This window comes from Herbidospora sp. RD11066, from assembly GCF_054661255.1.
Genome location: NZ_BAAGDO010000003.1, coordinates 832,198 through 853,501 on the forward strand (window position 1 = coordinate 832,198; position 21,304 = coordinate 853,501).

At 69.5% G+C, this 21,304-nt stretch carries 18 protein-coding genes; 10 read left to right on the forward strand and 8 right to left on the reverse strand.

Annotated elements, in window-relative coordinates:
* Positions 1–47: 47 nt before the first annotated feature.
* Entirely contained in the window at positions 48–671 is a 624-nt protein-coding gene (locus tag ACYQ78_RS15530) for a hypothetical protein (protein WP_459801521.1), read from the forward strand.
* A gap of 99 nt (positions 672–770) precedes the next feature.
* A complete protein-coding gene (locus ACYQ78_RS15535; RefSeq protein WP_459801522.1) occupies positions 771–956 on the forward strand; it encodes a DnaJ-like cysteine-rich domain-containing protein in 186 nt (61 codons plus the stop codon).
* Here ACYQ78_RS15535 and ACYQ78_RS15540 read toward each other — a convergent pair.
* Entirely contained in the window at positions 953–3,151 is a 2,199-nt protein-coding gene (locus ACYQ78_RS15540) for a rhamnogalacturonan lyase family protein (RefSeq protein ID WP_459801523.1), read from the reverse strand. The two genes, ACYQ78_RS15535 and ACYQ78_RS15540, sit on opposite strands and share 4 nt — an antisense overlap.
* Before the next feature lie 405 nt (positions 3,152–3,556).
* Here ACYQ78_RS15540 and ACYQ78_RS15545 point away from each other — a divergent pair, with 405 nt between their 5' ends.
* The 3 genes from ACYQ78_RS15545 (at position 3,557) to ACYQ78_RS15555 (ending at position 6,481) form a co-directional block, all read left to right on the forward strand.
* Positions 3,557–3,937, forward strand: coding sequence for a hypothetical protein (locus ACYQ78_RS15545; RefSeq protein WP_459801524.1), 381 nt, complete (start codon positions 3,557–3,559; stop codon positions 3,935–3,937).
* Positions 3,938–4,180: 243 nt separating this feature from the next.
* The gene (locus tag ACYQ78_RS15550) at positions 4,181–5,320 is read left to right on the forward strand and encodes an acyl-CoA dehydrogenase family protein (protein WP_459801525.1); all 1,140 of its coding nucleotides are present in this window, start codon (positions 4,181–4,183) and stop codon (positions 5,318–5,320) included.
* Between the two features lie 84 nt (positions 5,321–5,404).
* Positions 5,405–6,481, forward strand: coding sequence for a hypothetical protein (locus tag ACYQ78_RS15555; protein WP_459801526.1), 1,077 nt, complete (start codon positions 5,405–5,407; stop codon positions 6,479–6,481).
* A 22-nt stretch (positions 6,482–6,503) separates the two neighbouring features.
* Here the strand turns inward: ACYQ78_RS15555 and ACYQ78_RS15560 are convergent, their stop codons facing one another.
* A complete protein-coding gene (locus tag ACYQ78_RS15560) occupies positions 6,504–8,450 on the reverse strand; it encodes a WD40 repeat domain-containing serine/threonine protein kinase (protein ID WP_459801527.1) in 1,947 nt (648 codons plus the stop codon).
* A 144-nt stretch (positions 8,451–8,594) separates the two neighbouring features.
* On the opposite strand from ACYQ78_RS15560, the gene ACYQ78_RS15565 reads away from it, so the two are divergent.
* From ACYQ78_RS15565 to ACYQ78_RS15580, 4 genes are read left to right on the forward strand one after another with little or no spacing between them, the layout of a single operon-like run.
* Complete coding sequence (locus ACYQ78_RS15565; RefSeq protein ID WP_459801528.1) at positions 8,595–8,981, forward strand: rhodanese-like domain-containing protein; 387 nt, start codon at positions 8,595–8,597, stop codon at positions 8,979–8,981.
* Positions 8,982–8,997: 16 nt separating this feature from the next.
* The gene (locus tag ACYQ78_RS15570; protein ID WP_066366801.1) at positions 8,998–9,213 is read left to right on the forward strand and encodes a tautomerase family protein; all 216 of its coding nucleotides are present in this window, start codon (positions 8,998–9,000) and stop codon (positions 9,211–9,213) included.
* A 32-nt stretch (positions 9,214–9,245) separates the two neighbouring features.
* On the forward strand, positions 9,246–11,039 hold the full coding sequence (locus tag ACYQ78_RS15575) for a tetratricopeptide repeat protein (protein ID WP_459801529.1): 1,794 nt from the start codon (positions 9,246–9,248) through the stop codon (positions 11,037–11,039).
* Between the two features lie 19 nt (positions 11,040–11,058).
* A complete protein-coding gene (locus tag ACYQ78_RS15580) occupies positions 11,059–11,625 on the forward strand; it encodes a carboxymuconolactone decarboxylase family protein (protein ID WP_459801530.1) in 567 nt (188 codons plus the stop codon).
* Here ACYQ78_RS15580 and ACYQ78_RS15585 read toward each other — a convergent pair.
* From ACYQ78_RS15585 to ACYQ78_RS15600, 4 genes are all read right to left on the reverse strand, one after another.
* A complete protein-coding gene (locus ACYQ78_RS15585; RefSeq protein WP_459801531.1) occupies positions 11,622–12,896 on the reverse strand; it encodes a condensation domain-containing protein in 1,275 nt (424 codons plus the stop codon). The genes ACYQ78_RS15580 and ACYQ78_RS15585 overlap by 4 nt on opposite strands.
* Positions 12,893–15,709, reverse strand: a complete 2,817-nt coding sequence (locus tag ACYQ78_RS15590) for an amino acid adenylation domain-containing protein (protein WP_459801532.1) — start codon at positions 15,707–15,709, stop codon at positions 12,893–12,895. Before ACYQ78_RS15590 ends, ACYQ78_RS15585 begins: the two co-directional genes overlap by 4 nt.
* A complete protein-coding gene (locus ACYQ78_RS15595; protein WP_459801533.1) occupies positions 15,706–17,160 on the reverse strand; it encodes a class I adenylate-forming enzyme family protein in 1,455 nt (484 codons plus the stop codon). The genes ACYQ78_RS15590 and ACYQ78_RS15595 overlap by 4 nt, the downstream gene beginning before the upstream one ends.
* 129 nt (positions 17,161–17,289) lie before the next feature.
* Positions 17,290–17,877: an acyl-CoA-like ligand-binding transcription factor gene (locus ACYQ78_RS15600; RefSeq protein ID WP_459801534.1), complete on the reverse strand. Its 588-nt coding sequence runs from the start codon at positions 17,875–17,877 to the stop codon at positions 17,290–17,292.
* Positions 17,878–17,928: 51 nt separating this feature from the next.
* On the opposite strand from ACYQ78_RS15600, the gene ACYQ78_RS15605 reads away from it, so the two are divergent.
* Positions 17,929–19,374, forward strand: coding sequence for an MDR family MFS transporter (locus tag ACYQ78_RS15605; protein WP_459801535.1), 1,446 nt, complete (start codon positions 17,929–17,931; stop codon positions 19,372–19,374).
* Positions 19,375–19,443: 69 nt separating this feature from the next.
* Here the strand turns inward: ACYQ78_RS15605 and ACYQ78_RS15610 are convergent, their stop codons facing one another.
* Complete coding sequence (locus ACYQ78_RS15610; protein ID WP_459801536.1) at positions 19,444–20,481, reverse strand: NAD-dependent epimerase/dehydratase family protein; 1,038 nt, start codon at positions 20,479–20,481, stop codon at positions 19,444–19,446.
* Between the two features lie 35 nt (positions 20,482–20,516).
* The gene (locus ACYQ78_RS15615; RefSeq protein ID WP_459801537.1) at positions 20,517–21,263 is read right to left on the reverse strand and encodes an MBL fold metallo-hydrolase; all 747 of its coding nucleotides are present in this window, start codon (positions 21,261–21,263) and stop codon (positions 20,517–20,519) included.
* Between the last annotated feature and the right edge of the window lie 41 nt (positions 21,264–21,304).

Genomic DNA, 21,304 nt, shown 5'->3' on the forward strand with positions numbered 1-21,304 from the left:
AAGTCATCGGTTATCGGATTTCAAGCGGCTCAATCTAGGGTGTCCGCATGTCCTCAAGATCACTGTTCGCCGGTGCCGCGTTAGCCGCGACCGCCCTCCTGACCGTCGCCGCGCCCGCCGCCCAGGCCGCGCCCGCCCCGTCCACGACCGCGAAGAAGCTCTTCGACGGCTGGCTGAAGAAGAACAAGACGACCATGGGCAAGTACGCCACCCCGGCGGTCGTCGCCAAGATGCTCAAGTACAAGTTCCGCGCCCCCGACAAGTTCGCGGGCTGCACCACGGCCGGCACGTGCCGGTTCGTCCACACGAGCGTGAAGGTGCCGGGCGACCTCAACGGCATGCTGATGAGCGTCAAGAACGGCAAGGTCACGGGCCTGTGGATGTCCCAGCACATCACCAAGCCCGACACGGTGGCCCAGCGCTTCTTCCTCACCTGGAAGAACAACCAGAGGAACAGCGCCCGCGAGATCGCCTCGGCCGGCGCCGTCGCCACCCTCTTCAAGGTCAAGTACGACCCCAACGGCGTCACCCACTACTGGCAGGGCTGCTCCAAGGAGACCAAGGGCTACGGCTGCGCCTACTCCTACGACGGCGGCGCCATGTTCCTCCAGGTCCACGGCTCCAAGTCGGCCGGCTACTACGTGAACTCCGTGAGTTACATCGCCGACTAAAAAGGTATTTATGTGCTGTCCTCACCAGGGAGACAGTGCACAGATGTCTCTTATGTCGGCACGCTGAGTATCCGGCAGCTCTCCTGAAAGGGGAGTCCCATGGACACTCTGATGCCTGTCCTGCTCATCCTCGCCGTGATCCTGATCTACTACGGCGCGGCGTCCAGCCACCCTCTCCGAAAGTGCCCTCGCTGTGGAGGCAAGGGCACTCTCGACTCCGGCCTCATCAAGGGCCGCTTCCGGATCTGCCCCCGCTGCGAGCGCAAGGGCGAGATCACCGGTTAACGCACGTACACGTTCGGCCTGGCCGGTGTCGCCATCCCGTCGCCGATGAAGAAGCTCGGGTGGGGCGGCTGGTTGTAGGCGGTGTTCTGCCAGGCCAATGCGGTCCGGTACATCGGATCGTGCAGCAGGGTGTGGATCTTGACCGTGGTCACGGTGGGGGTCGAGTAGATCCGCAGCGCCCGGTTGTCGCTGGTCGGCCAGACGACCTCCTCACGCCAGTCTCCGAGGATGTCGCCCGACAGTGACGGCGTGGCCTTGGTCCCGTTGTTGGAGTGGACGCCCGACCCGGTCAGCAGGCGGGTGTCCCCGCCCGTGCCGTACTTGTCGATCCGCACGTCGTCGAGCAGCTCGCGTACGGGGTCGGCGTCCCACCAGGCCAGGAAGTTGATCGACGACGGCTCCCGGCCCAGGGAGGCGCCGGTCGGCGACCGCAGCGTGGTGTCCCGGGCCGACCACGACTCGGCGCCCGCGCTGCCGGCCCAGATGTCACCCGAGACGCCCCGGCCGTTGTCGCCGCCCGAGGCGGTCTGCCAGAGGATCTGGCCGGTCCGCGCGTCGGCCATGTAGGAGCCCGGCTTCGAGCTGTCCTCGTCGACCTTGAAGATCTCCAGTCCCTGCCTGGACGGGTTCAGGTCGCCCACGTGCAGCGCGTCGCCGTGGCCGAGCCCGGTGCTGTAGAGGCCGGTGCCGTTGTCGTTGATCACGGCGGCGCCGAAGACGATCTCGTCGCGGCCGTCGGCGTCGACGTCGGCGATCGACAGGTTGTGGTTGCCCTGGCCCGCGTAGGAGGTCGCGTTGTTGGAGTCGAACGTCCACCGGCGGGTCAGCGAGCCGTTGCGGAAGTCCCAGGCGACCACGACCGCCCGGGTGTAGTAGCCGCGCGACATGATCAGCGAGGGGCGCTGGCCGTCGAGGTAGGCGGTCCCGGCCAGGAACCGGTCGACCCGGTTTCCGTAGTTGTCTCCCCAGCTCGACACCGTGCCGCGCGCCGGGACGTAGTCGACGGTCGACATCGCGGCGCCCGTCTGGCCGTTGAACATGGTCAGGAACTCGGGGCCGGAGAGCACGTAGCCGGAGGAGTTCACGTAGTTGGCGCTCGCGTTGCCGATGGTCACGCCGCGGCCGTCGACGGTTCCGTCGGCGGTCTTCATGGCGACCTCGGCGCGGCCGTCGCCGTCGTAGTCGTACACCTGGAACTGGGTGTAGTGCGCTCCGGCGCGGATGTTCCTGCCGAGGTTGATCCGCCACAGGCGGGTGCCGTCGAGCCTGATCCCGTCGACGTAGACCGGGGACGTGACGCCCGACTGGGAGTTGTCCTTGGCGTCGCTCGGCTCCCACTTGAGCACCAGGTCGACCCGCCCGTCACCGTCGAGATCGCCGACGCTGGCGTCGTTGGCGGCGTAGTTGGAGCTCGGCGGCGTGATCGGGACGTCCAGGTAGCCACTGGCGAACCTCAGCGAACTCTCCGAGGCCGGGCCCTCCGAACCGCCGTTCACCGCCCTGATCGTGTACGTCGCATCGGCCGCCGCCCCGCTGTCCAGGTAGTTCGTGGAGTTGGAGACGGTCGCCACCCGGGTGTCCGACCGGTAGACGTTGAACGTGGTCTCCCGCGCCTCGGTGCCGAGCAGCCGCCACGAGACGAGGTTCGCGCTGCCGCTGCGGACCGAGATGACCCCCCGATCGAGATCCTCGACCTGCTTGGCACCCGCCGTCGGCGTCGGGGTGGGGGTGGGAGTCGGCGTGGGTGTCGGTGTGGGCGTGGGAGTCGGCGTCGGGCTCGGCGTGGGGGTCGGGCTGGGCTGGGTGCCGTTGCAGGCGACGCCGTTGAGGGCGAAGTTCGTCGGCGCCGGGTTGTTCGTGCCGCTCATCGACGCGTTGAAGCCGAACGCGGTCGAACCGCCGGTCGCGAGCTGCCTGTTGTAGCCCGCGTCGGCCGCCGTCACGCCGCCACCGCTCTGGGTGAGGGTCGTGTTCCACGCCTGGGTGACCACCTGCCCGGCGGTGTACGTCCAGGTCAGCCGCCATCCGTCGACGGGGTCGCCCAGGTTGTTGACGGTGACGTTGGCAGAGAAGCCGCCCGGCCACGAGCTGCCGACGGTGTAGTCGATCCGGCAGGCGACGGCTGCCGTGGCCGGGCCTTGCAGGGCGGCCGTGGCCACCAGCAGCCCTAACGCGATGAGGGCGAAACGTTTCATAGCCGGTCCAATCTGGGGAGCGTCCGACGACCAGACCGTAGAAATCCAGACTCAACCGGTCAATCAATGTCGTGATCGTCGTAATGTCGTCCGAGGTGAGACGTGAAACGTTCAGATCGGGCACTTCGCCGATTAATTCGGTGGCAGAAAGCCTGATCTGTCGGCACACGGCGCACCTGTCGGGCGGAGCCGACAATGGCTCACCGTTCGCCGGGATATCCGGATTTAGCCTGCGTACCGGGCCTGAAGAAAACGGACACAAGCCCACAACCCAGAGCTCGAATTTTTTCTTTGAGAAGGCTGTTTACGGCGGTGATCGCAGGGGGTAGTTCAGGGGTGTCACTAAATAAGGCGCCACCCCCCGGGGCGAAAATCAAATGAGCTCGATAATTGTGGGGGTGTGTTGTGAGCAGACTGATCGACAGAACGTGGGCGATTATCGTGTCGCTCGCCGTCGCCGTCATCGGATTGTTCGTTCCCGCAGGTACGGCTCATGCCCTGTCGGTGACGCCGGTGCCGGATGTGGTGGTCGACACTCAGGAGACCCTCGTCGGGCGCGTCAATCTACCGTGGTGGCCCGGCGATCTCGCGCCGGGCGGAGATGCCACGGTGACGCGCACAATAAGAACAACGAGAAATTATCTGCTCGTCGAATTCGTGCCGGTGATTCTGGTCAGAGATAACCGGCCGATTCAGGTGTACAGCGCGCTGCGGCGGCCAACCTCCGCCGACCTCGTCGGCACCCCCGACCATCGGGCCAGGGCACCGCCTCGAAACCCGATGTGAACAGAGACCTACCGCGAAAGAGATCACGATTGGCGTGCCCCCACCCACGGGGGCACAGCGGTACCCTTTCTCCCTGAGAAGCACGTGGGAATCGAAGGGCGAACGCGCGGCCATGGCTGAGCCGCGCCACAGCCCCATTCCGTCGACGCTCATGGCGTCGCCCCTCGGCTGAGGCGACGCAGAGCGTGACGACCACTTCTGAGAGCATCGGGCTGACAAAGCGACCGATGTCAGGAGAACCCTGTGGCCGTCGACCGACTCCTCCCCACCCCGGAGGCCCGTGACCTGCTCGACCTGACCCGCGAGGTGGCGGACAAAGAACTGCTGCCCATCGTGGACAGGCACGAGCGCGCCGAAACCTACCCCGAAGGGCTCTTCGCCACTCTTGGCGGCGCCGGCCTGCTGAGCCTCCCCTACCCGGAGGAGTTCGGCGGAGGCGGCCAGCCCTACGAGGTCTACCTGCAGATGCTCGAAGAACTCGCCGCCCGCTGGGCCTCGGTCGCCGTGGCGGTGAGTGTGCACTCGCTGTCGTGCCATCCGTTGGCGATGTTCGGTACCCCCGAACAGGTCGAACGCTGGCTCCCCGACATGCTGGCCGGCGACCTCGTCGGCGGCTACAGCCTGTCGGAACCTCAGGCGGGCTCCGACGCCGCGGCATTGACCTGCCGCGCGACCCGCGTGACCGACGGCTACGAGATCAACGGCGCGAAGGCCTGGATCACCCATGGCGGCAAGGCCGACTTCTACGCCCTGTTCGCCCGCACCGGAGAGAAGTCGATCTCCTGCTTCCTGGCGCCGGGGCAGGTCGACGGCCTGACCTTCGGCAAGCCGGAAGAGAAGATGGGCCTGCACGCCGTGCCCACCACCAGCGCCCACTGGGACGGCGCCGTCCTGTCGGCCGACCGCCTGATCGGCGCGGAGGGACAGGGGCTGCAGATCGCCTTCAGCGCCCTCGACTCGGGGCGGCTGGGCATCGCGGCCTGTGCGACGGGCCTGGCCCAAGCGGCCCTCGACTCTGCTGTTTCCTACGCCAAGGAGCGGACCACTTTCGGAAAACGCATCATCGACCACCAGGGCCTCGGCTTCCTGCTGGCCGACATGGCCGCCGCCGTCGACTCGGCACGGGCGACCTATATCGACGCCGCTCGCCGGAAGGACGCGGGCGTGCCGTTCTCGCGGCAGGCGTCGGTGGCGAAACTGGTCGCGACCGATGCGGCCATGAAGGTGACGACGGACGCCGTCCAGGTGTTCGGCGGCTATGGGTACACGCGCGAATTCCCGGTGGAAAGGTACATGCGCGAAGCGAAGATCATGCAGATCTTCGAGGGCACGAACCAGATCCAGCGCCTGGTCATCGCGAGAGGCCTGGCCAAGCAGTCCTGACGGTCCGTGGACACCTACTTCTCACAATGGGATTTCCGGTTTATGAACGGCGTGACCACCCCTCACGCCGGAAGGAAATCCTTCGTGTCGCGATTACCCCGCATCCTGTTCGCCCTGGTCGTCGTTCTCGGGCTCGTCCAGGTCGCCCCTGCTCAGGCCGCCGTACCCAATCGCTGGGGGTACGCCTATGTGAACGTCTCGTCCGGAGTGCCCGTCCTCAGCCACCAGGCCGGGAGCTGGTCGGGGGCGTTCAACGTCACCGTCACCCCTGGGGTGCCCGGGGAGACGATCGTCCGGTTCCCGCAGATCGGGGGGCCTCGCGGGGTCGTGCACGTCACGGCCGTGGCGACGACGCCGCACATCTGCCAGGCGTGGAAGTGGACGCCCGTGCTGCCGGACGAGATCGTCACCGTGCGCTGCCATCAGTTCGGCGGGGCTCCGGCGTTCGTGCCGTTCACGGTGTCCTACTCGGAGAGTTCCGGGGCGATGGCGGCTCCGGCGACGGCCCGGTTCGGGTACGTCCACTACAACGCCGGGATCGCCTCGCAGTACAACTCCTCGGGCGGGATCAACACTGTCACGATCCTGGGGATCGGGTGGTACAAGGTCGTGCTGCCGGGGCTCGGGTCGCCGGGGCAGGCGGGGAACCTCCAGGTCACGGCGCAGAACGACACGGCGCTCGCGCGGTGCAAGGTGTCGGGGTGGTCGCCTGTCCCGGCCGCCCAGCAGGTCGAGGTGCGGTGCTTCAACTCGGCCAACGTGCCGCAGCACAGCGGGTTCTCGCTGACCTACCACAAGGAGCGTAACCTCGTCGGGCGCGGGCTGCCGCCGGCCAACTTCGCCTACACGTTCGACGGCACACCGGCCAACCCGGGGCCCTACTCGCCGCTGCCGGTGGACGTGAACTACAACTCGCAGGGCATGCTCAACACGATCCGGACGACCGGGCTCGGGCTGCGGCTGGTGACGTTCCCGAGGGTCGGGTTCGCGATCGACCACGTGCAGGTCACGGCGTTCGGGCCGGGGCCTGAACACTGCAACCTGCAGTCGATCTGGGCGACGTCGGGCGGGACCGCGTTCGTGCGGAACGTCGCCTGCTATTCGGGGGCGGCGCCGGTGGCGAACCAGGCGTCGTTCACGACGTACACGTCGACGCAGTGATCTGAGGGAGACGCCCCCGCTGTCAGCTCGGCAGCGGGGGTGACAGGTCCCAGACGCGGATCGACTGGTCGCGGCCGCCGGCGACGGCGATCGGCTTGTCGCCGAGGGTGCCGAAGGTGACGCCCCAGACGCGGTCGGTGTTGCCTTCGAGCGGCTTGCCGATCTCCTTCTGGGTCGACAGATCCCAGACGCGGACGGTCTTGTCCTCGCTGGCGGTGACGGCGATCGGCTTGCCGTCGATCTCGCCGTAGGCGACCGAGTGGATCCAGCTGCCGTGGCCGGTGAGCGGGGAACCGAGGCTGGTGCGGGTCGTCAGGTCCCACAGGCGGGCGGTCTTGTCCTCTCCACCGGTGATCGCGATGGGCTTGCCGTCGAGGGCGCCGATGGCGATCGAGCGGGTCCAGCCGATGTGGCCGGTCATCGGCTCGCCGATCTGCTGCCTGGTGTTGAGGTCCCAGACGCGGACCCAGCCCTCGCCGCCCGTGCTGACGATCACCTGCTTCCCCTCGACCCGGGCCAGGGCGACCGCCCAGACCTCCTTGGTCGTGCCGGTGATCGGCTCGCCCAGCTGTTCGCCGCTGTGCAGGTCCCAGACGCGGATGGTGTGGTCGACGCCGCCGCTCACCGCGATGGGCGCGCCGTCGTCGGTCTCGCCCATGGCGACGCTCTTGACGGGGCCCTCGTGGCCGATCATCGGGTTGCTCATCTGGGTGCCGTCGCGCAGGTCCCAGATGCGGATGGTGCCGTCGTCGCTGGCGGTCAGGGCGATCTCGGCGCCGTCGAGGTTGCCGGTGACGACCTGCCTGACCCACTTCTCGTGGCCGGCCATCTCGTAGTACTGCTTGCGGTCGTTGAGGTTGGTCACCCGGACCGTGTTGTCGTCGCCGCCGCTGACCACCATCGGCACCCCGCCGACCATGGTCAGGGCGACGCTGCGGACGTCGTCCTCCTGCACCATGATCGGCTCACCCATCGGCTTGCCGAAGGTCACCGGCGCCAGCGAGGTCTCCATGCGGACGCCGTCGCCGGTCGCCGAGTCGTCGCCCTTCGGCCAGAGCTGCCAGGTCAGCACCCCTCCGGCCACCACGACCGCGAGGGCGCCGGCCAGCCAGGCCGAACGCCGGCTCTTTTTAACGACGGGTGCCGACGGGGGCAGCGGCATGGTCTCGACGGCGAATTCGTCGCCCGTCAGGGTCTTCACCACGTCGGCGGTGGTCGGCCGTAACGCGGGGTTCTTGTTCAGGGCCTGCTGGATCAGCGGCTTGAGGCCCGACGGCACCCCGGTCAGCACCGGGTCGCGGTTCATGATGGCGTTGATGAGCTGCGGCACGGTGTCGCCGGGGAAGGCGCGCTTCCCGGTCGCCGCGAAGACCATGGTCGCCGCCCACGCGAACACGTCGGCGGCGGGGGTGACCTCGCCGTTCTCGATCTGCTCCGGCGCCATGTAGCCGGGGGTGCCGATCGAGCCCGACATCGTCGCGGTGTGGTCGAGCGCGAGGGAGATGCCGAAGTCGATCACGACCGGGCCCTCGGGGCCCATCAGCACGTTGCTCGGCTTGAAGTCGCGGTGCACGATCCCCGCGCGGTGGATGGCGGCCAGCGCGGTGGCGGTGGCCACGGCCAGGCGTTCGAGGCCGCCTCCCGTGCGCGGGCCCTCCTGCTGCACGACGTGGTGCAGCGAGGCCCCCGGCACGAACTCGCTCACGATGTAGGGGCGGTCGCCGAAGACGCCGACGTCGAGCACGCGGGCCGTGCAGAAGGGGGCCACCCGGCGGGCCAGTTCGACCTCGCGGAGGAAGCGCCGCCGGTGGTCGGAGTTCTTCGACAGCTCGTCGTGGATGACCTTGAGCGCGACCGGGGTGCCGTGGGGGTCCTCGGCGCGGAAGACCGCACCCTGACCGCCGTGTCCGATGCGGTGGAGGATGCGATAGTCGTCGATCTGCGTCGGTATGCCAGGCTCCGCGTTCACGAACTCACTATAGGAGCGCTCCAGCGCCACGTACGGTCACGATTCGGTCTGTCCGCTATTCCGCGGAAAACGCACACGCTCCCTCACACGGCACCCCCGGATAGTCGGTGACGTAACGACGACGACGTCCAAGAGGGGGACACAGTGAGCGAGTCGGTGAAGGATCTGATCGCCCAGGCACGGGCGCAGATCGGCAACCTGTCGGCCGATGACGTGGCCAAGGCGCTCGACGCCGGTCAGGTCACGCTGGTTGACCTGCGGGAGCCGGGGGAAGTCGACAAGGAGGGGACCATCCCGGGGGCCGTCCTCGCTCCCAGGGGGATGCTCGAGTTCTACGCCGACCCGGCCAGCCCTTATCACCGGGCCGAATTCGACCCGGAGCGGGCCACGATCCTGTTCTGCGCTTCGGGCGGACGGTCGGCTCTGGCGGCGCGCACGCTGCAGACCCTCGGATACCGGGACGTGTCCCACCTCGACGGTGGGCTCACGGCCTGGAAGAGCGCCGGACGTCCCATCACCAACGAAAAGTGAAAGTGGAACTGGGCTCATGCCACTCATCAATGTGAAAGTGATCGAAGGCGTCTTCTCCGACAAGCAGAAGACCGAGATCGTGACGTCCCTGACCGAGGCGATGGTCGCCATCGAGGGCGAGAACATGCGCCAGGTCACCTGGGTCGTCATCGACGAGGTCAAGAGCGGGAACTGGGGGATCGGCGGCCAGCCGCTGACCACTGAGGACGTGCGGAGACTGGCCGCCGGCTGACGCGGCGGACAAGGGGGGAAGGAGCGGGGCCCATGGTGTCGATCCGGTTGCTCGGGCCGCCGATCGTCGAGCTCGACGGCGTGGTGGCCAGGCCGCCGCGCGGCCGGAAGGCCTGGGCCCTGCTCGCCTATCTGCTGCTGGCCGAACGGCCGCCCAGCCGGAAACGCGTCGCCGAGCTGCTGTTCGGCGACGCCGACGACCCGCTGGGCGCGCTGCGCTGGACGCTGGCCGAACTGCGCCGCGCCCTGGGCCTGCGCGAGGCCTTCGCGGGTGATCCCGTGCGGACCGAGTTCGGTCCGCACGTGACCGTTGACGTGCGGGTTCTCCTCGATCAGGAGGGAGATCCCGCACCGCTGCTCGAACTCGGGGGAGAGCTGCTCGAGGGTGTGCACCTGGCGTCCTCCCTCGAGTTCGAGTCGTGGCTCCTGGTGGTCCGCCACCGCGTCTCGTCGATGATCGAGGCCCGGCTCCGGCAGGCCGCCGCACGGCTGCTCGCCGAGGGGCGTCCGGAAGAAGCGGTTCTGTACGCCGCCAAGGCGGTCGAACGCAACCCGCTCGAAGAGGGCAACCACGAGCTGCTGGTCCGCGGCCTCACCATGGCCGGAGACCGCACGGCGGCGCTGAAACAGGTCGCCGTGTGCGAAGACCTGCTGCGGCGCGAGCTCGGCGTGAAGACCTCGCCCGCGCTGCGGGAGGCGGCCACGGTGGGCTCCGACTCGCCGATGCTGCCGCCGCTCAGCGGCCGGGCGGCGGCGATCAGCCAGCTCGACGCCGGCCGGGCCGCCATCTCGGCGGGCGCCGCCGCGGCCGGGATCCACTGTCTGCGCACGGCGGTCGCCGAGGCGTCCCGGACGCGAGACCAGGCGCTCAAGGCGCGGGCCTACTGCGCGCTCGGCAGCGCCCTGGTCCACGCCGTCCAGGGGCGTGACGAAGAGGGGTCGCTCGCGCTGCACGAGGCGATCGTCCTGGCCGCCGCCTCGGGGGAACGGTCGGTCGCGGTGACCGCGCACCGGGAACTCGGCTTCGTCGAGGTCAAGGCGGGGCGCCGGGTCGCGGCGACCACCTGGCTGACCAAGGCCGCCGCGCTGGCGCAGACGGCCGCCGAGAAGGCGGCGGTCCGCGGGGTGCTCGGCCAGAACACCTCCGACCAGGGCGACTACCCGGCCGCGATCGGGCACCTGGAGGAGTCGATCGAACTCGCCGCCGGCTGCGGCGACCACAAGCAGCACGCGTGGTCGCTGTCGATCCTCGGCCGCGTCCACCTGATGCGCGACGAACGCTCGCAGGCGACCGCGGCGCTTCAACGGTCGCTCGAACTGACCGAGGAACAGCGCTGGATGGCGTTCCTGCCGTGGCCGACCGCTCTGCAGGCCGAGATCGACCTGCGCAGGGGAGACGTCGACGCCGCCGCCGACGGCATGGAAAGAGCCTGGGTGCTGGCCTGCCAGGTCGAAGATCCGTGCTGGGAGGGGACGGCCGCGCGGGGGCTCGGCCTGCTCAACCGGGACCGGGGCGACCACGTCTCGGCGGCCCGCTGGCTCGGCCAGGCGGCCGACAGTTGCGTCCGCCTGCCCGACCGCTACCAGTGGCTGCACGCCAACGTGCTCGACGCGACGATCACCTGCGCGCTCGACACCGGCGACGACGACAGGGCCCGCCCGCTCGTGGCCGCGCTCGGGTCGCTGGCGGCCCGCTGTGACATGCGGGAATGGGTGGTCCGCGCCCACCTGCACAACGCCCGTCTCGGCGACCGGACGGCGCTGGCCTCCGCGCGGATGCTCGGGGCCGAGATCGACAACCCGGCGCTGACCGCGTTGCTCCGATGAACGCGTCGAAGGAGGCGTGATGAGTTTTCTGGGTGACATGGAGGCGGTCCCGGCCGAGGCCGAGGTCGACCTCGAGGAGTTCGGCTACGTCATGAACGCCACCCGCTTCTGGGGCTACCGTCCCGAGGTGGGCGCGGGAATCCTGGGGATGGCCAAAGAGGTCACGCGGGGGATGCCGCTCCGCCTGCGGGGGATCATGGTGACCGCCTGCGCCGCCGCCTACGGCAACTCCTACTGCGCGCTGGCGTGGGGGAACAGGCTCGCGGCCTGGTCCGACCCCGAGACGGTGGTGTCGGTGCTCAACGGTGACGACGCCGGCCTGACCGAGGCCGAGCACGCCGTCGCCGAGTGGACCCGCAAGGTCACCCGGCGCCCCAACGCGACGACCATGGCCGACGTCGAGGAGCTGCGGGCCGCCGGGCTCACCGACGCCGAGATCTTCGACGTCACGACGTTCGTGGCGCTGCGCATCGCCTTCTCCACCGTCAACGACGCGCTCGGCCTGCGGCCGGACGCGCAGCTCCGCACCACCACGCCTCCCGGCGTCCTGGCCGCGATCGACTTCGGGCGCCCGATCGCCGACTAGACCGCCTTCACCAACAGGGCCTCGACCGCGCGCAGCATCGCCTCCGCCCGTGCGCGGGGCACGAAGGCGGTGTCGACGATCAGGCTGAGCTGCCCGGTCTCGGTGGCCGTGCCGACGGTGAAGAAGACCTTGAACCTGACGCCGGGCCAGGCGTTGTCGGTGTACGTCCGGGTCGTCGCCACCGACAGGTCCGCGTCCTGCGGGAGGGCGGGCCAGCCCGCGACCGCGCGGCGGTCGTTGAAGAAGGCGTCGAGGTCGTGTTCGCCGCCCCTGCGCGCGCCGACCTCCTGCCGCATCAGCGTCATCGCGTCGGGGTCGTAGTTGGCGTTCCGGTACGCCTGGAGGGCGGCCCGGTGGGTGATCTGGCAGAAGTCGGTGAACTCCCCCGGTTCGAGGGCGATCAGGGCGTCCTGCCCGACGGTGCCGACCATCTCCTGGGTTCTGGCGTCGCGGCGGTTGCTGTGCACGAGCTGCATGACCACCCGCGACCGCGCGCTGACCTCGCCCAGCACGGTCGCGCAGGCGGCGAGCAGGACGCTGGTGGTGCTGATCCTCATCCGCTCGGCCAGCTTCAGCGCGGCCACCGCCAACGCGGTCGACTCCATGCCGACCTCGATGAACCGGGGGTCCTCAGGATCGCGGGGGGCGTGGTCGAACACGTCCAGAGGAACCTCTTCGAGCATGTCGCGCCAGTAGGCGATCGACCGGGCCGACCGGGCCTGCCACCTCGGCGTCGCCTCCAGCTCGGCCTGGTCGCGGGGCTGCCACTGGACCGGCGGCAGCGGGAGCCCCCGCAGCAGGGCCCGCCACTCGTCGGCGAGCAGGGCGAGCGCCTGATAGTCGACCGCCAGGTGGGTGAAGACGCAGGCCAGCGCGAACGGGCGGCCGTCCTTGACCACGACGGCGCAGCGCAGTGGCAGGTCGGTCGAGTGGTCGAAGACCGTGTGCGCCAGCTCGGCGGCCACGCGTTCGGCCACCTGGAGGCCGCGTTCCTCGCCCGCCTCGACCAGGTCGAGCTCCAGCACGCCGTCGCGGCTCACGCGCTGGACGCCGGCGACCCAGGTCGTGCGGAGGGTCTCGTGCCGTTCGATCAGCACGCGCAGCGCGTCGAGCACCGCGGACAGGTCGCGGCGGCCGTACACGGGGAAGACGAAGGGGCAGTTCAGGTAGGTCTGGCTGGGGCCCATCAGGTGGACGGCCCGCCACATCAGGCGCTGGCCCCAGGTCAGCGGGGCCTCTCCCCCGCTGGGGCCACGGAATTCGATCTTCATGACAGCACCTCGACCAGGGTGTCGACGTCCTCGAACGACGACAGGTCGCCGCTGAGGTCGATCTCGCAGTCGAAGACGTCCTCGATCGTGTCGATCAGGCTGATGCGGGCCAGCGACGTCAGCCCGAGCGCGGACAGCGTGTACTCCCCGGCCAGCACGTCGGCCGCGCTGATCGTGCCGCCAGACGCCGCCGAGATCATGCCGGCCAGCCGGATCCTGAGTTCCTCGGTCATGCCATCTCCAGCCCCGCCACCGTCGGCCGCTCGAAAACCGTTCTTATCGGTACGTCCAGATCCAGCGCCTCCCGCAGCCGCGAGATCACCCACATGGGCGAAGCCTCCGGCGGAGCCGCCGACATACAGCTCACCGGGCGACCCCGGCGGTACAGGTGGCTCGACGGCCATCAGCGGCAAGCAAGAGATCGGCTGGGAAGGGTCGTCGGCGATGGCCTCCAGCAGGAGGGTGAACCGCCGCGACAGCTCCGCCACCGTCTCGGCCCGGAGGCGCGAGGTGTCGTAGCCGAAGACCGCCAGCAGGCCGTCCTTCTTCCGCCAGGCCTCCAGGGCGAAGCCGAACTCGGCCTGGCGGTAGCCGCCGTCGTACGGCTCCACCCGCAGGTCGCCGGCCCGCTCCGGCGGCGCCTGGGTGTGCAGGGTGACCATCGTCTGGAGCAGGTCGCCGCCGACCTCCTCGAACGGCACGCTGCCGTGGGCGCGTGCCGTCAGCAGGGTCGTCTCCGTCGTGGCCAGGAGGTCGGTGAACGCCGGGTCGGCGGTCAGGTCGGCGCGCAGGACCAGGGTGTCGGTGAGACAGCCGATGATCGGCTCGAACTCGACGCGGTCACGGATGGCCCAGGGCGTACCGACGAGGATGTCCAGCTGACCCGAGTGGCGGGCAAGGAACACCTGGTAGGCCGCCGCCAGCACCATGAGCAGCGACGCGTCGAGCCGTTCGAGCCGCCCGACCACCTCTTCGGGAACGTGGAACCGGTGGAAGGCGCCGACCCGGGCGCCGCCGTGGGGCAGGTCGGCCGGGAGTTCGGTTCTCATCGCCCCCGCGAGTTCGGCCCGCCAGAACTCCACCGACGGCTCGGGGAGCCAGGCCGCGACGTCACCGAACTGAAGAGCCAGGTCAGGTGGCTCTTCACCCTGGTAGAGCGCGAACAGGTCGTCCAGCAGCACCCCGAGCGACCAGCCGTCGGCGATGATGCGGTGCAGCACGAAGCAGAGCACGTGGTCGTCGGGGGCGACCTCGAACAGGCTCACCCGGAACGGCGGCTCGGTCAGGTCGAACGGCGCGTTGGTCCGCTCGGCGACCAGCTCACTCGGGTCCCGGGAGGCGAGGAACTCGACCGGGACACGGCGCGGCGGATGCACCACCGCTGTCGGACCGTCGGCGAACGAGGTGCGCAGGCTCTCGTGCCGGGCCACGACCCCGTTGATCGCCTCCTGAAGGCGATCATGGTCGAGCGGGCCGCGTAATCGCAGCGGCAGACACCTGTTGTACGACGCGTCCGCCGGATCGAGCCGGTGCAGGAACCACAACCGCCGCTGCGCCGGGGTCAGCGGAGGCGCGGTCCGGGCGGGCTCGATGCGGTGCCCGAGGAACTCGATCGTGCCGTCCTCGCGGTAGCGGGCCAGGTCGCCGGTCCGGTAGAGGCGGTCGCCAGGCGCCCCGAACGGGTCCTGTACGAACCGCTCGTGTGTCAGTTCGGCCTGCCAGCGGTAGCCGAGGGCCACCCCGGCGCCGCCGATGCAGAGCTCACCCTTCACCCCGATCGGCACCGGGCGCAGCTCCGGGTCGAGCAGGTAGACCCGGGTGTTGGCGATCGGCCTGCCGATGGAGTCGTCGAGGCTGAAGGTGCTCCAGCCGGTCGTCTCGGTGGAGCCGTAGAGGTTGACCACCCGCGTGAAGCGCCGCCTGAGCTCGGCGGCCAGCGGCGCGGGCAGCGCCTCCCCGCCGGTCAGGGCGGTCGCCCCGGTGATCCCGCCGGGCAGCAGCAGGCGCCATACCGAGGGCGTGGCCTGCACGAACGTCACCTTCTGCTCGGTGACCAGGCGGGCCAGGGCCTCGGGTCTGCGGGCGGCCTCCGGCGGTGCGATCACCACCCGGCCGCCGGTGATCAGCGGCAGGAACATCTCCAGGGCCGAGATGTCGAAGGCGGGGGAGGCGAGGGCGAGCCATCGGTCCTGCGGGGTCGGCGACAGCAGGTCGCGCATCGATAGCAGCAGGTTCGCCAGGTTGCCGTGGGTGAGCTCCACACCCTTCGGCCGTCCGGTCGAGCCCGAGGTGTAGATGACGTAGGCGAGGTCGTCGGGCGAGACCAGCCGCAGGTAGCCCTCGTGTTCGTCGGTACGCGCCCGTGTCAGCACCATCTTCGGCTGCGCGTCGGCCACGATCCGGTCGAGGCGTTCGGCCGGGTGGTCGGGGTCGAGCGGCAGGTGGGCCGCGCCCGCCCGCTGCACGGCGAGCAACGCGATCAGCAGGTCGTCGGAGCGGGGGATCTTCACCGCCACCAGGTCGCCGGGGCCGATGCCGAGCCTGCGCAGCTTCCCGGCCAGCCGTCCGGTGGCCATGTCGAGTTCGGCGTAGGTCAGCGTGCGGTCGTCGCACCAGACCGCGACCGCGTCGGCGGTCGCCCTCACCTGGGCGGTGAACAGCTCGGGCAGCGTGACGGGCGGGTAGGCGACGGCGGTGTCGTTCCAGGCGACGAGCAGCTTCTCGCGGTCGGCGACCGCCGACGCCGCCGCGAGTACCTCGTCGCCGTCCGGGAGCTGCAGCGCGTTGCCGAGCTGTGCGGGTGTCGCGTTCATCTTCGTCCCGGAGGGGTGTCGGCCGGCCCGATCAGATCGAGCAGGCGGGGCTTCACCACCTTGCCGAGGTGGTTCTTGGGCAGCTCGGCCACGAACACCAGACGGCTCGGCAGTTCGTGCGGGGCGAGCCGGTCGCGCAGGAACGTGCGCAGCTCGCCGCGCGTCACCGGCGCCCTGGTCACCACCGCCGCGCCCGCCACCCGGCCGAGCACCGGATGCGGCAGCCCGGCGACGGCCGCCTCGGCGATCGCCGGATGTTCGTGCAGGGCCGCCTCGACCTGGAGCGTCGACACCTTGTGGGCGCCCGACTTGATGACGTCGCTCTCCCGGTCGACCAGGTAGAGGTAGCCGTCGTCGTCGAGGTAGCCCATGTCGCCCATGCGCACCCAGCCGTCGCGGAACACCCGGTCGGTGGCCTGGCGGTCGCCGTAGTAGACGCGGCTTCCGGCCGGGGAGCGCAGCCAGACCTCGCCCGTCTCGTGGGGCTTCGCGTTCGCGCCGTCGGGGTTGAGGATCCGCAGGTCGCCGCCCTGGGAGGGCCGTCCGACCGACGCAGGCCGGGTGGGGTCGACGATCATCACGGTCTGCGCGGGGGCCGCCTCGGTGGAGGTGTAGTAGTTGACGATCGTCGCCTTCGGGAACGCCTTCGCCATCCCGGCGGCCACGCACGGCGGCAGGCTCGCGGCGGTCGAACCGAGCAGCCGTACCGAGGAGAAGTCGTGGCGTTCGTGCACCCCCGCGTTGAGGAGCTGGATCGCCATCGCCGGGACGACGAACACGGTCCCGACCTCGTAGATCTCGATGAGCCGGGCGAAGCGTCCCGGCGTGAACATCGGCAGGGTGAGCGCGGCGGGGCCGGCGTCGAGGGCGTTGATCAGCATGGCCTGCCCTGCGTTGGTGCCGATCGGGAAGGCGTGCAGGAAGTGCTGTGAATGCGTGAGTTCGCGGTGGCGGGGGTCGGTGCCGAAGGCCAGATTGGCGTGGGTCGCGCCGACGCCCTTGGCCCGTCCGGTCGTGCCGGAGGTGTAGATGATCTGTGCGAGGACGCCGGGGTTCATCGCCCGGTCCACGGGCTCGCCGCTGCTCTGGTCGAGCTCTGCCATGCTCTCTTTGGAGATCGTCTGGACGACACCACAGTCGTTCAGCGCATGATCGATCTCCGCCGGGGCTAATCGCTCCGAGAGCGGCACCGCCACGCACCCCGCCCGGAGCACCCCGCACCAGGCGACCGCGTAGTCGATCCAGTCACGCTCCCCGAAGACCAGGGCCACCCGGTCGCCGGGCGACAGCCCCCGGTCGACGAGAGCGCGGGCGGTCGCATCGGCTCGCCGGTCCCATGCGCCGAACGTGATCTCCCCGACGTCGGCCACCACGATCGCCGTCTTCTCCGCCTGCTCGGCGCCTCGGCGCCTGAGCAGGTCGGGCAGCATGAGGTGTCGGTCAGCCCGCACGGCCACCACCGTTCCGAAATATTTCGAGCAACCCCGAGGTCCTGAAATCCTTCGCATCGGCAGAATAGGCAACACGGCCTGGAAACGACAGAGAAATGTTTGTCTCGTTACGCCGAAACTTTCAGATGCTCACGCCTGGGTGAAGTCGCGGCTCATTTCCTTCAGGCTCGCGTCGAGGACCTCACCCAGAGGCCGGGATTCCCGTTCGTCGAGCCACAGCATGGTCGCCGCTCGAAGCGCCGCGAGGAACGCCGTCGCCAGGATGCGGGGCCGCATCGCGTCGGCCGAGAGGCCCTCGCGGGCGGCGATCTCGACGGCGAGTTCCTGCTCCAGCATCACCTGGTTGCCGAGCTGGCGGGCGAGCAGCGCCGGGTGCCGCCGGGCCAGGCGGGTGCGCATGGCCCACTCGCGGTCGGCGCCGGCGCCCTGTTCCTCGTAGAGATCTGCGGCGGCGCCGCAGAGGGCCGGCCAGGCGCGCTCGCCCCGAGGGCGGCGGCGGATGCGTTCGACGAGGTCCTGGATGCGCTGTTCCTCGCCGTAGAGGACGGCGTCCTCTTTGGCGGCGAAGTAGTTGGAGAAGGTGCGCCGGGAGATGTTGGCGGCGTCGGCGATGGCCTCGACCGTCACCGCGTCGAAGCCCTGTTCCACGGTCAGCCGCAGGGCGGCCTGGTGTACCGCCTGGCGGGTCTCCGCCTTCTTCCGCTCTCTCAGTCCCACAGGGGGCACCCTACTGTGCGCGCAATTTTGCGCAATGGGTAAACTTGCCTGGTGAGCAAAAATCACCGCCAAATCCTGGAGGCCCTGAGCGGTCTCCTCCTCGTGCTCTTCGTCGCGATGATCAGCAGCACGATCGTCTCGGTCGCGCTCCCGCAGATCATCACCTCCCTCAAGGGGAGCCAGTCGCAGTACACATGGGTGGTCACCGCCTCCCTGCTGACCGCGACCGCGTCCACCCCGATCTGGGGCCGTCTCGCCGACCTCTACAACAAGAAGACCCTTCTCCAGATCTCCGTCGGGCTGTTCCTGGTCGGCTCGCTGGCCTGCGGATTCGCGCAGAACACCGCACAGCTGATCGGCTTCCGGGCGATCCAGGGGCTCGGCATGGGCGCGCTTCAGGTGCTCGTCCAGGTGATCATCGCGGCGATCATCCCGCCGAAGGAGCGCGGCAAGTACAACGGCTACCTCGGTGGCGTCATGGCCGTCGCGACCGTCGGCGGCCCGCTGCTCGGCGGGCTCATCGCCGACACCGACTGGCTCGGCTGGCGCTGGTGCTTCTTCATCTCGATCCCGTTCTGCGTGGTCGCCTGGGCGCTGCTGTTCAAGACGCTGAAGATCGAGACCGTGCGTCGTGAGACCACCATCGACTACGCCGGTGCGGGCCTCATCGCCGCCGGGGTGAGCCTGCTGCTCATCTGGATCACCTTCGTCGGCAACTCCTTCGACTGGATCTCGTGGCAGACCGGCGTCATGGTCGGCGGCACCGTCGTGATCCTCGGCCTGGCCGTCTGGGTCGAGTCGCGGGCCAAGGAGCCGGTCGTCCCGCTCCACGTGATCAGGCAGCGCACCCCCGCGCTGGCCATCCTCGCCAGCCTCGCGGTCGGCATGGCCATGTTCGGCGGCGCCGTGTTCCTCGGGCAGTACTACCAGGTCGGACGCGGCTTCAGCCCCACCGAGGCGGGCTTGATGACCATCCCGATGATGGCCGGTGTGCTGCTCTCGTCGACCATCTCGGGCCAGATCATCTCCCGTACGGGCAAGGTCCGTCCGTGGATCATCGCGGGTGCGTGCCTGCTCACCGTCGGCTTCCTCGGCCTCTCGATGATCGATCACGACACGTCGATCTGGCTGATCATCCCGTCGATGGTCCTGGTCGGCGCCGGTGTCGGCATGGCCATGCAGAACCTCGTCCTGGCGATGCAGAACACGGTCGCCCTGAGCGACCTGGGCGCGGCCAGCGGCGCGATCACCTTCTTCCGCTCCCTCGGCGGCACCATCGGCGTGTCGGTCCTCGGCGCGATCCTGGCCAACCAGGTCGCCGCCGGTGTCACCGAACACCCGCTCCCGGTGGCCTTCGCCGACGCGACCGGCCACATCTTCCTCGTGTCGGCCGGCATCGCCGCCCTCGGCGTGATCGCCACCCTCTTCTTCCGTCCCGCGCCCCTGCGCGAGACGGTGGAGAAGGAGGACACCCCGGTCCCGGCGGGCGTGAGCTGACGAGAACGCGGTGATCGATCACACGAGGCTCGGGCGGAGGGCGAGATCCCTCCGCCCCGCCTGTGGTTCTCAGGAGCGACGTCCGCTTCCGGTGGTCACCTCGCGAGCCCGGCCCTTCAGGCCCTTTTCCGGTTGGAGAGGCGCGGTGTCCATACCCGCGCCCTCGCCCAGGCCCGCCAGGAACTCCGTGATCGCCTCGCGCGAGGAGTAGCGCGGCGTCCAGCCGAGTTCCTCGCGGGCGCGTCTGGTGTTCATGATCGGGATGTGGAGGGCGATCTCCAGCATCCCCGGGGTGGCCGGGATCAGGCGGAGCCGCCAGGCCGCCGCGACCGCCGCGCGGGCCAGGCCCGCGGGTACCGGGACCAGGCGGGCGCCGAGCAGTTCGGCCATCATGGGCATGTCGAACACCGGCTCGGCGGCGATGTTGAAGGCGCCCTTGACCTGGCGCTTCACCGCCAGGTGATAGGCGGCGGCCGCGTCGTCGCTGTGCATGATCTGGAGCTTCAGCCCGGGGATGCCGGGCACCACCGGGACATGGCCGACCCGGGGAACGTAGGGCCCGCCGAAGATGCGGCGCTGTTCCGTGGCGGCCTCGCGCTTGAAGATGAAGCCGGGGCGCATCCGCACCACCCGGATGCCGGGGTGGTCGCGTTCGAAGACGTCCAGGACCCTTTCGAGGTAGGACTTCTCCCGGCCGTAGGCGGCGCCGGGCCAGCCGTTGGTGGGCCAGGTCTCGTCGACCAGCCCTCCCGGGCCGCTGGGTGAGTAGGCGCCGACGGACGACGCGTACACCAGCGCGGGGACCTTCGCCTCCGCGACGGCGTCGAAGACGCGTATCCCGCCCAGCACGTTGTTGCGCCAGGTGCGCATCGGGTTGCGCGTCGGCTGGAACAGCCAGGCGAGATGGATGACCGCGTCCGCGCCGGTGAAGATGTCGACCAGGTCGTCGGTGGACATGTCCGCCGCCAGGTAGGTGGTCTTCTCGCCGTCGAATCCGGGCAGCCTGCGGGCCACCCCCACGATCGAGGTGATTTCGGGATCTGATTCCAGCGCCTCGATGACGCTCGTGCCGACGTTGCCGGTTGCCCCCACCACAACTACTCGCATAACGGACAAAGTCCCCCAAAAGGGACGCGTGAAAACTAGACCTCGGCGGTCAGGGGCTCACCCATCGGGAACCAGGTCACCGGCACATGGGCCTCGACGATGCCCTCCCGGCCGTCCTTGAAGTGCGACCAGCCCTCCCAGTGCACCGCGAAAACGTTCGCCGGAGCCATGTCGGTGAGAAGGGTGGCGGCGTCGCGGCCGGTCATCGTGTAGAGCAGCGGCCCGGTGATCGGGAACCGCACCCCACCGAGATGGAGGACGACCGTGCCGGGCTTCAGACGGCGGGCGGTTTCGCGCACGGCGCCGTACAGGACCGTGTCTCCCGTGATCCACAACGGGCCGTGTGTCTGACCCGACCATTCGAGGGCGAACCCGATGACGTCGCCGGTGATGGGGTGGCTCAGCGGCGGCCCGTGGCGGCAGGGGGTGGCGGTGATCGTGACGCCGTTCAGGGTCGTCGACTCCCCGGGCCGCAGGCCGGTGCCGCCGATCCGGGTGGCGCCCGAGTGAGTGGTGATCACCAGCGGGACGTCCTTCAGGAAGGCCCGTCCGGCGGCGTCGAGGTTGTCGTCGTGGTGGTCGTGGGTGAGCAGGACGGCGTCGACCTGCCCGATCTGCTCGGGCGTGAGCGCCGGGCCGGCGACCTTGGTCGACGAGGTCCCCCAGCCGAAGTTGTAGCGCCGGCCGGGCGCGTCGAAGGTCGGATCGGTCAGGATGCGGAGACCCTCGAACTCGATGAGTAACGTCGGGCCGCCGATATGGGTGAATGTGACCTCCGTCATGCCCCGTATTTTGTCGTCAGGACATGTCCGGCGGGAGTCCC

Bases quoted from the DNA above. Each gene is read 5' to 3' on its own strand.
- ACYQ78_RS15530 (WP_459801521.1), top strand. From the start codon at position 48: ATGTCCTCAAGATCACTGTTCGCCGGTGCCGCGTTAGCCGCGACCGCC.
- ACYQ78_RS15535 (WP_459801522.1), top strand. From the start codon at position 771: ATGGACACTCTGATGCCTGTCCTGCTCATCCTCGCCGTGATCCTGATC.
- ACYQ78_RS15540 (WP_459801523.1), bottom strand. From the start codon at position 3,151: ATGAAACGTTTCGCCCTCATCGCGTTAGGGCTGCTGGTGGCCACGGCC.
- ACYQ78_RS15570 (WP_066366801.1), top strand. From the start codon at position 8,998: ATGCCACTCATCAATGTGAAAGTGATCGAAGGCGTCTTCTCCGACAAG.
- ACYQ78_RS15575 (WP_459801529.1), top strand. From the start codon at position 9,246: ATGGTGTCGATCCGGTTGCTCGGGCCGCCGATCGTCGAGCTCGACGGC.
- ACYQ78_RS15580 (WP_459801530.1), top strand. From the start codon at position 11,059: ATGAGTTTTCTGGGTGACATGGAGGCGGTCCCGGCCGAGGCCGAGGTC.
- ACYQ78_RS15585 (WP_459801531.1), bottom strand. From the start codon at position 12,896: ATGAAGATCGAATTCCGTGGCCCCAGCGGGGGAGAGGCCCCGCTGACC.
- ACYQ78_RS15590 (WP_459801532.1), bottom strand. From the start codon at position 15,709: ATGAACGCGACACCCGCACAGCTCGGCAACGCGCTGCAGCTCCCGGAC.
- ACYQ78_RS15610 (WP_459801536.1), bottom strand. From the start codon at position 20,481: ATGCGAGTAGTTGTGGTGGGGGCAACCGGCAACGTCGGCACGAGCGTC.
- ACYQ78_RS15615 (WP_459801537.1), bottom strand. From the start codon at position 21,263: ATGACGGAGGTCACATTCACCCATATCGGCGGCCCGACGTTACTCATC.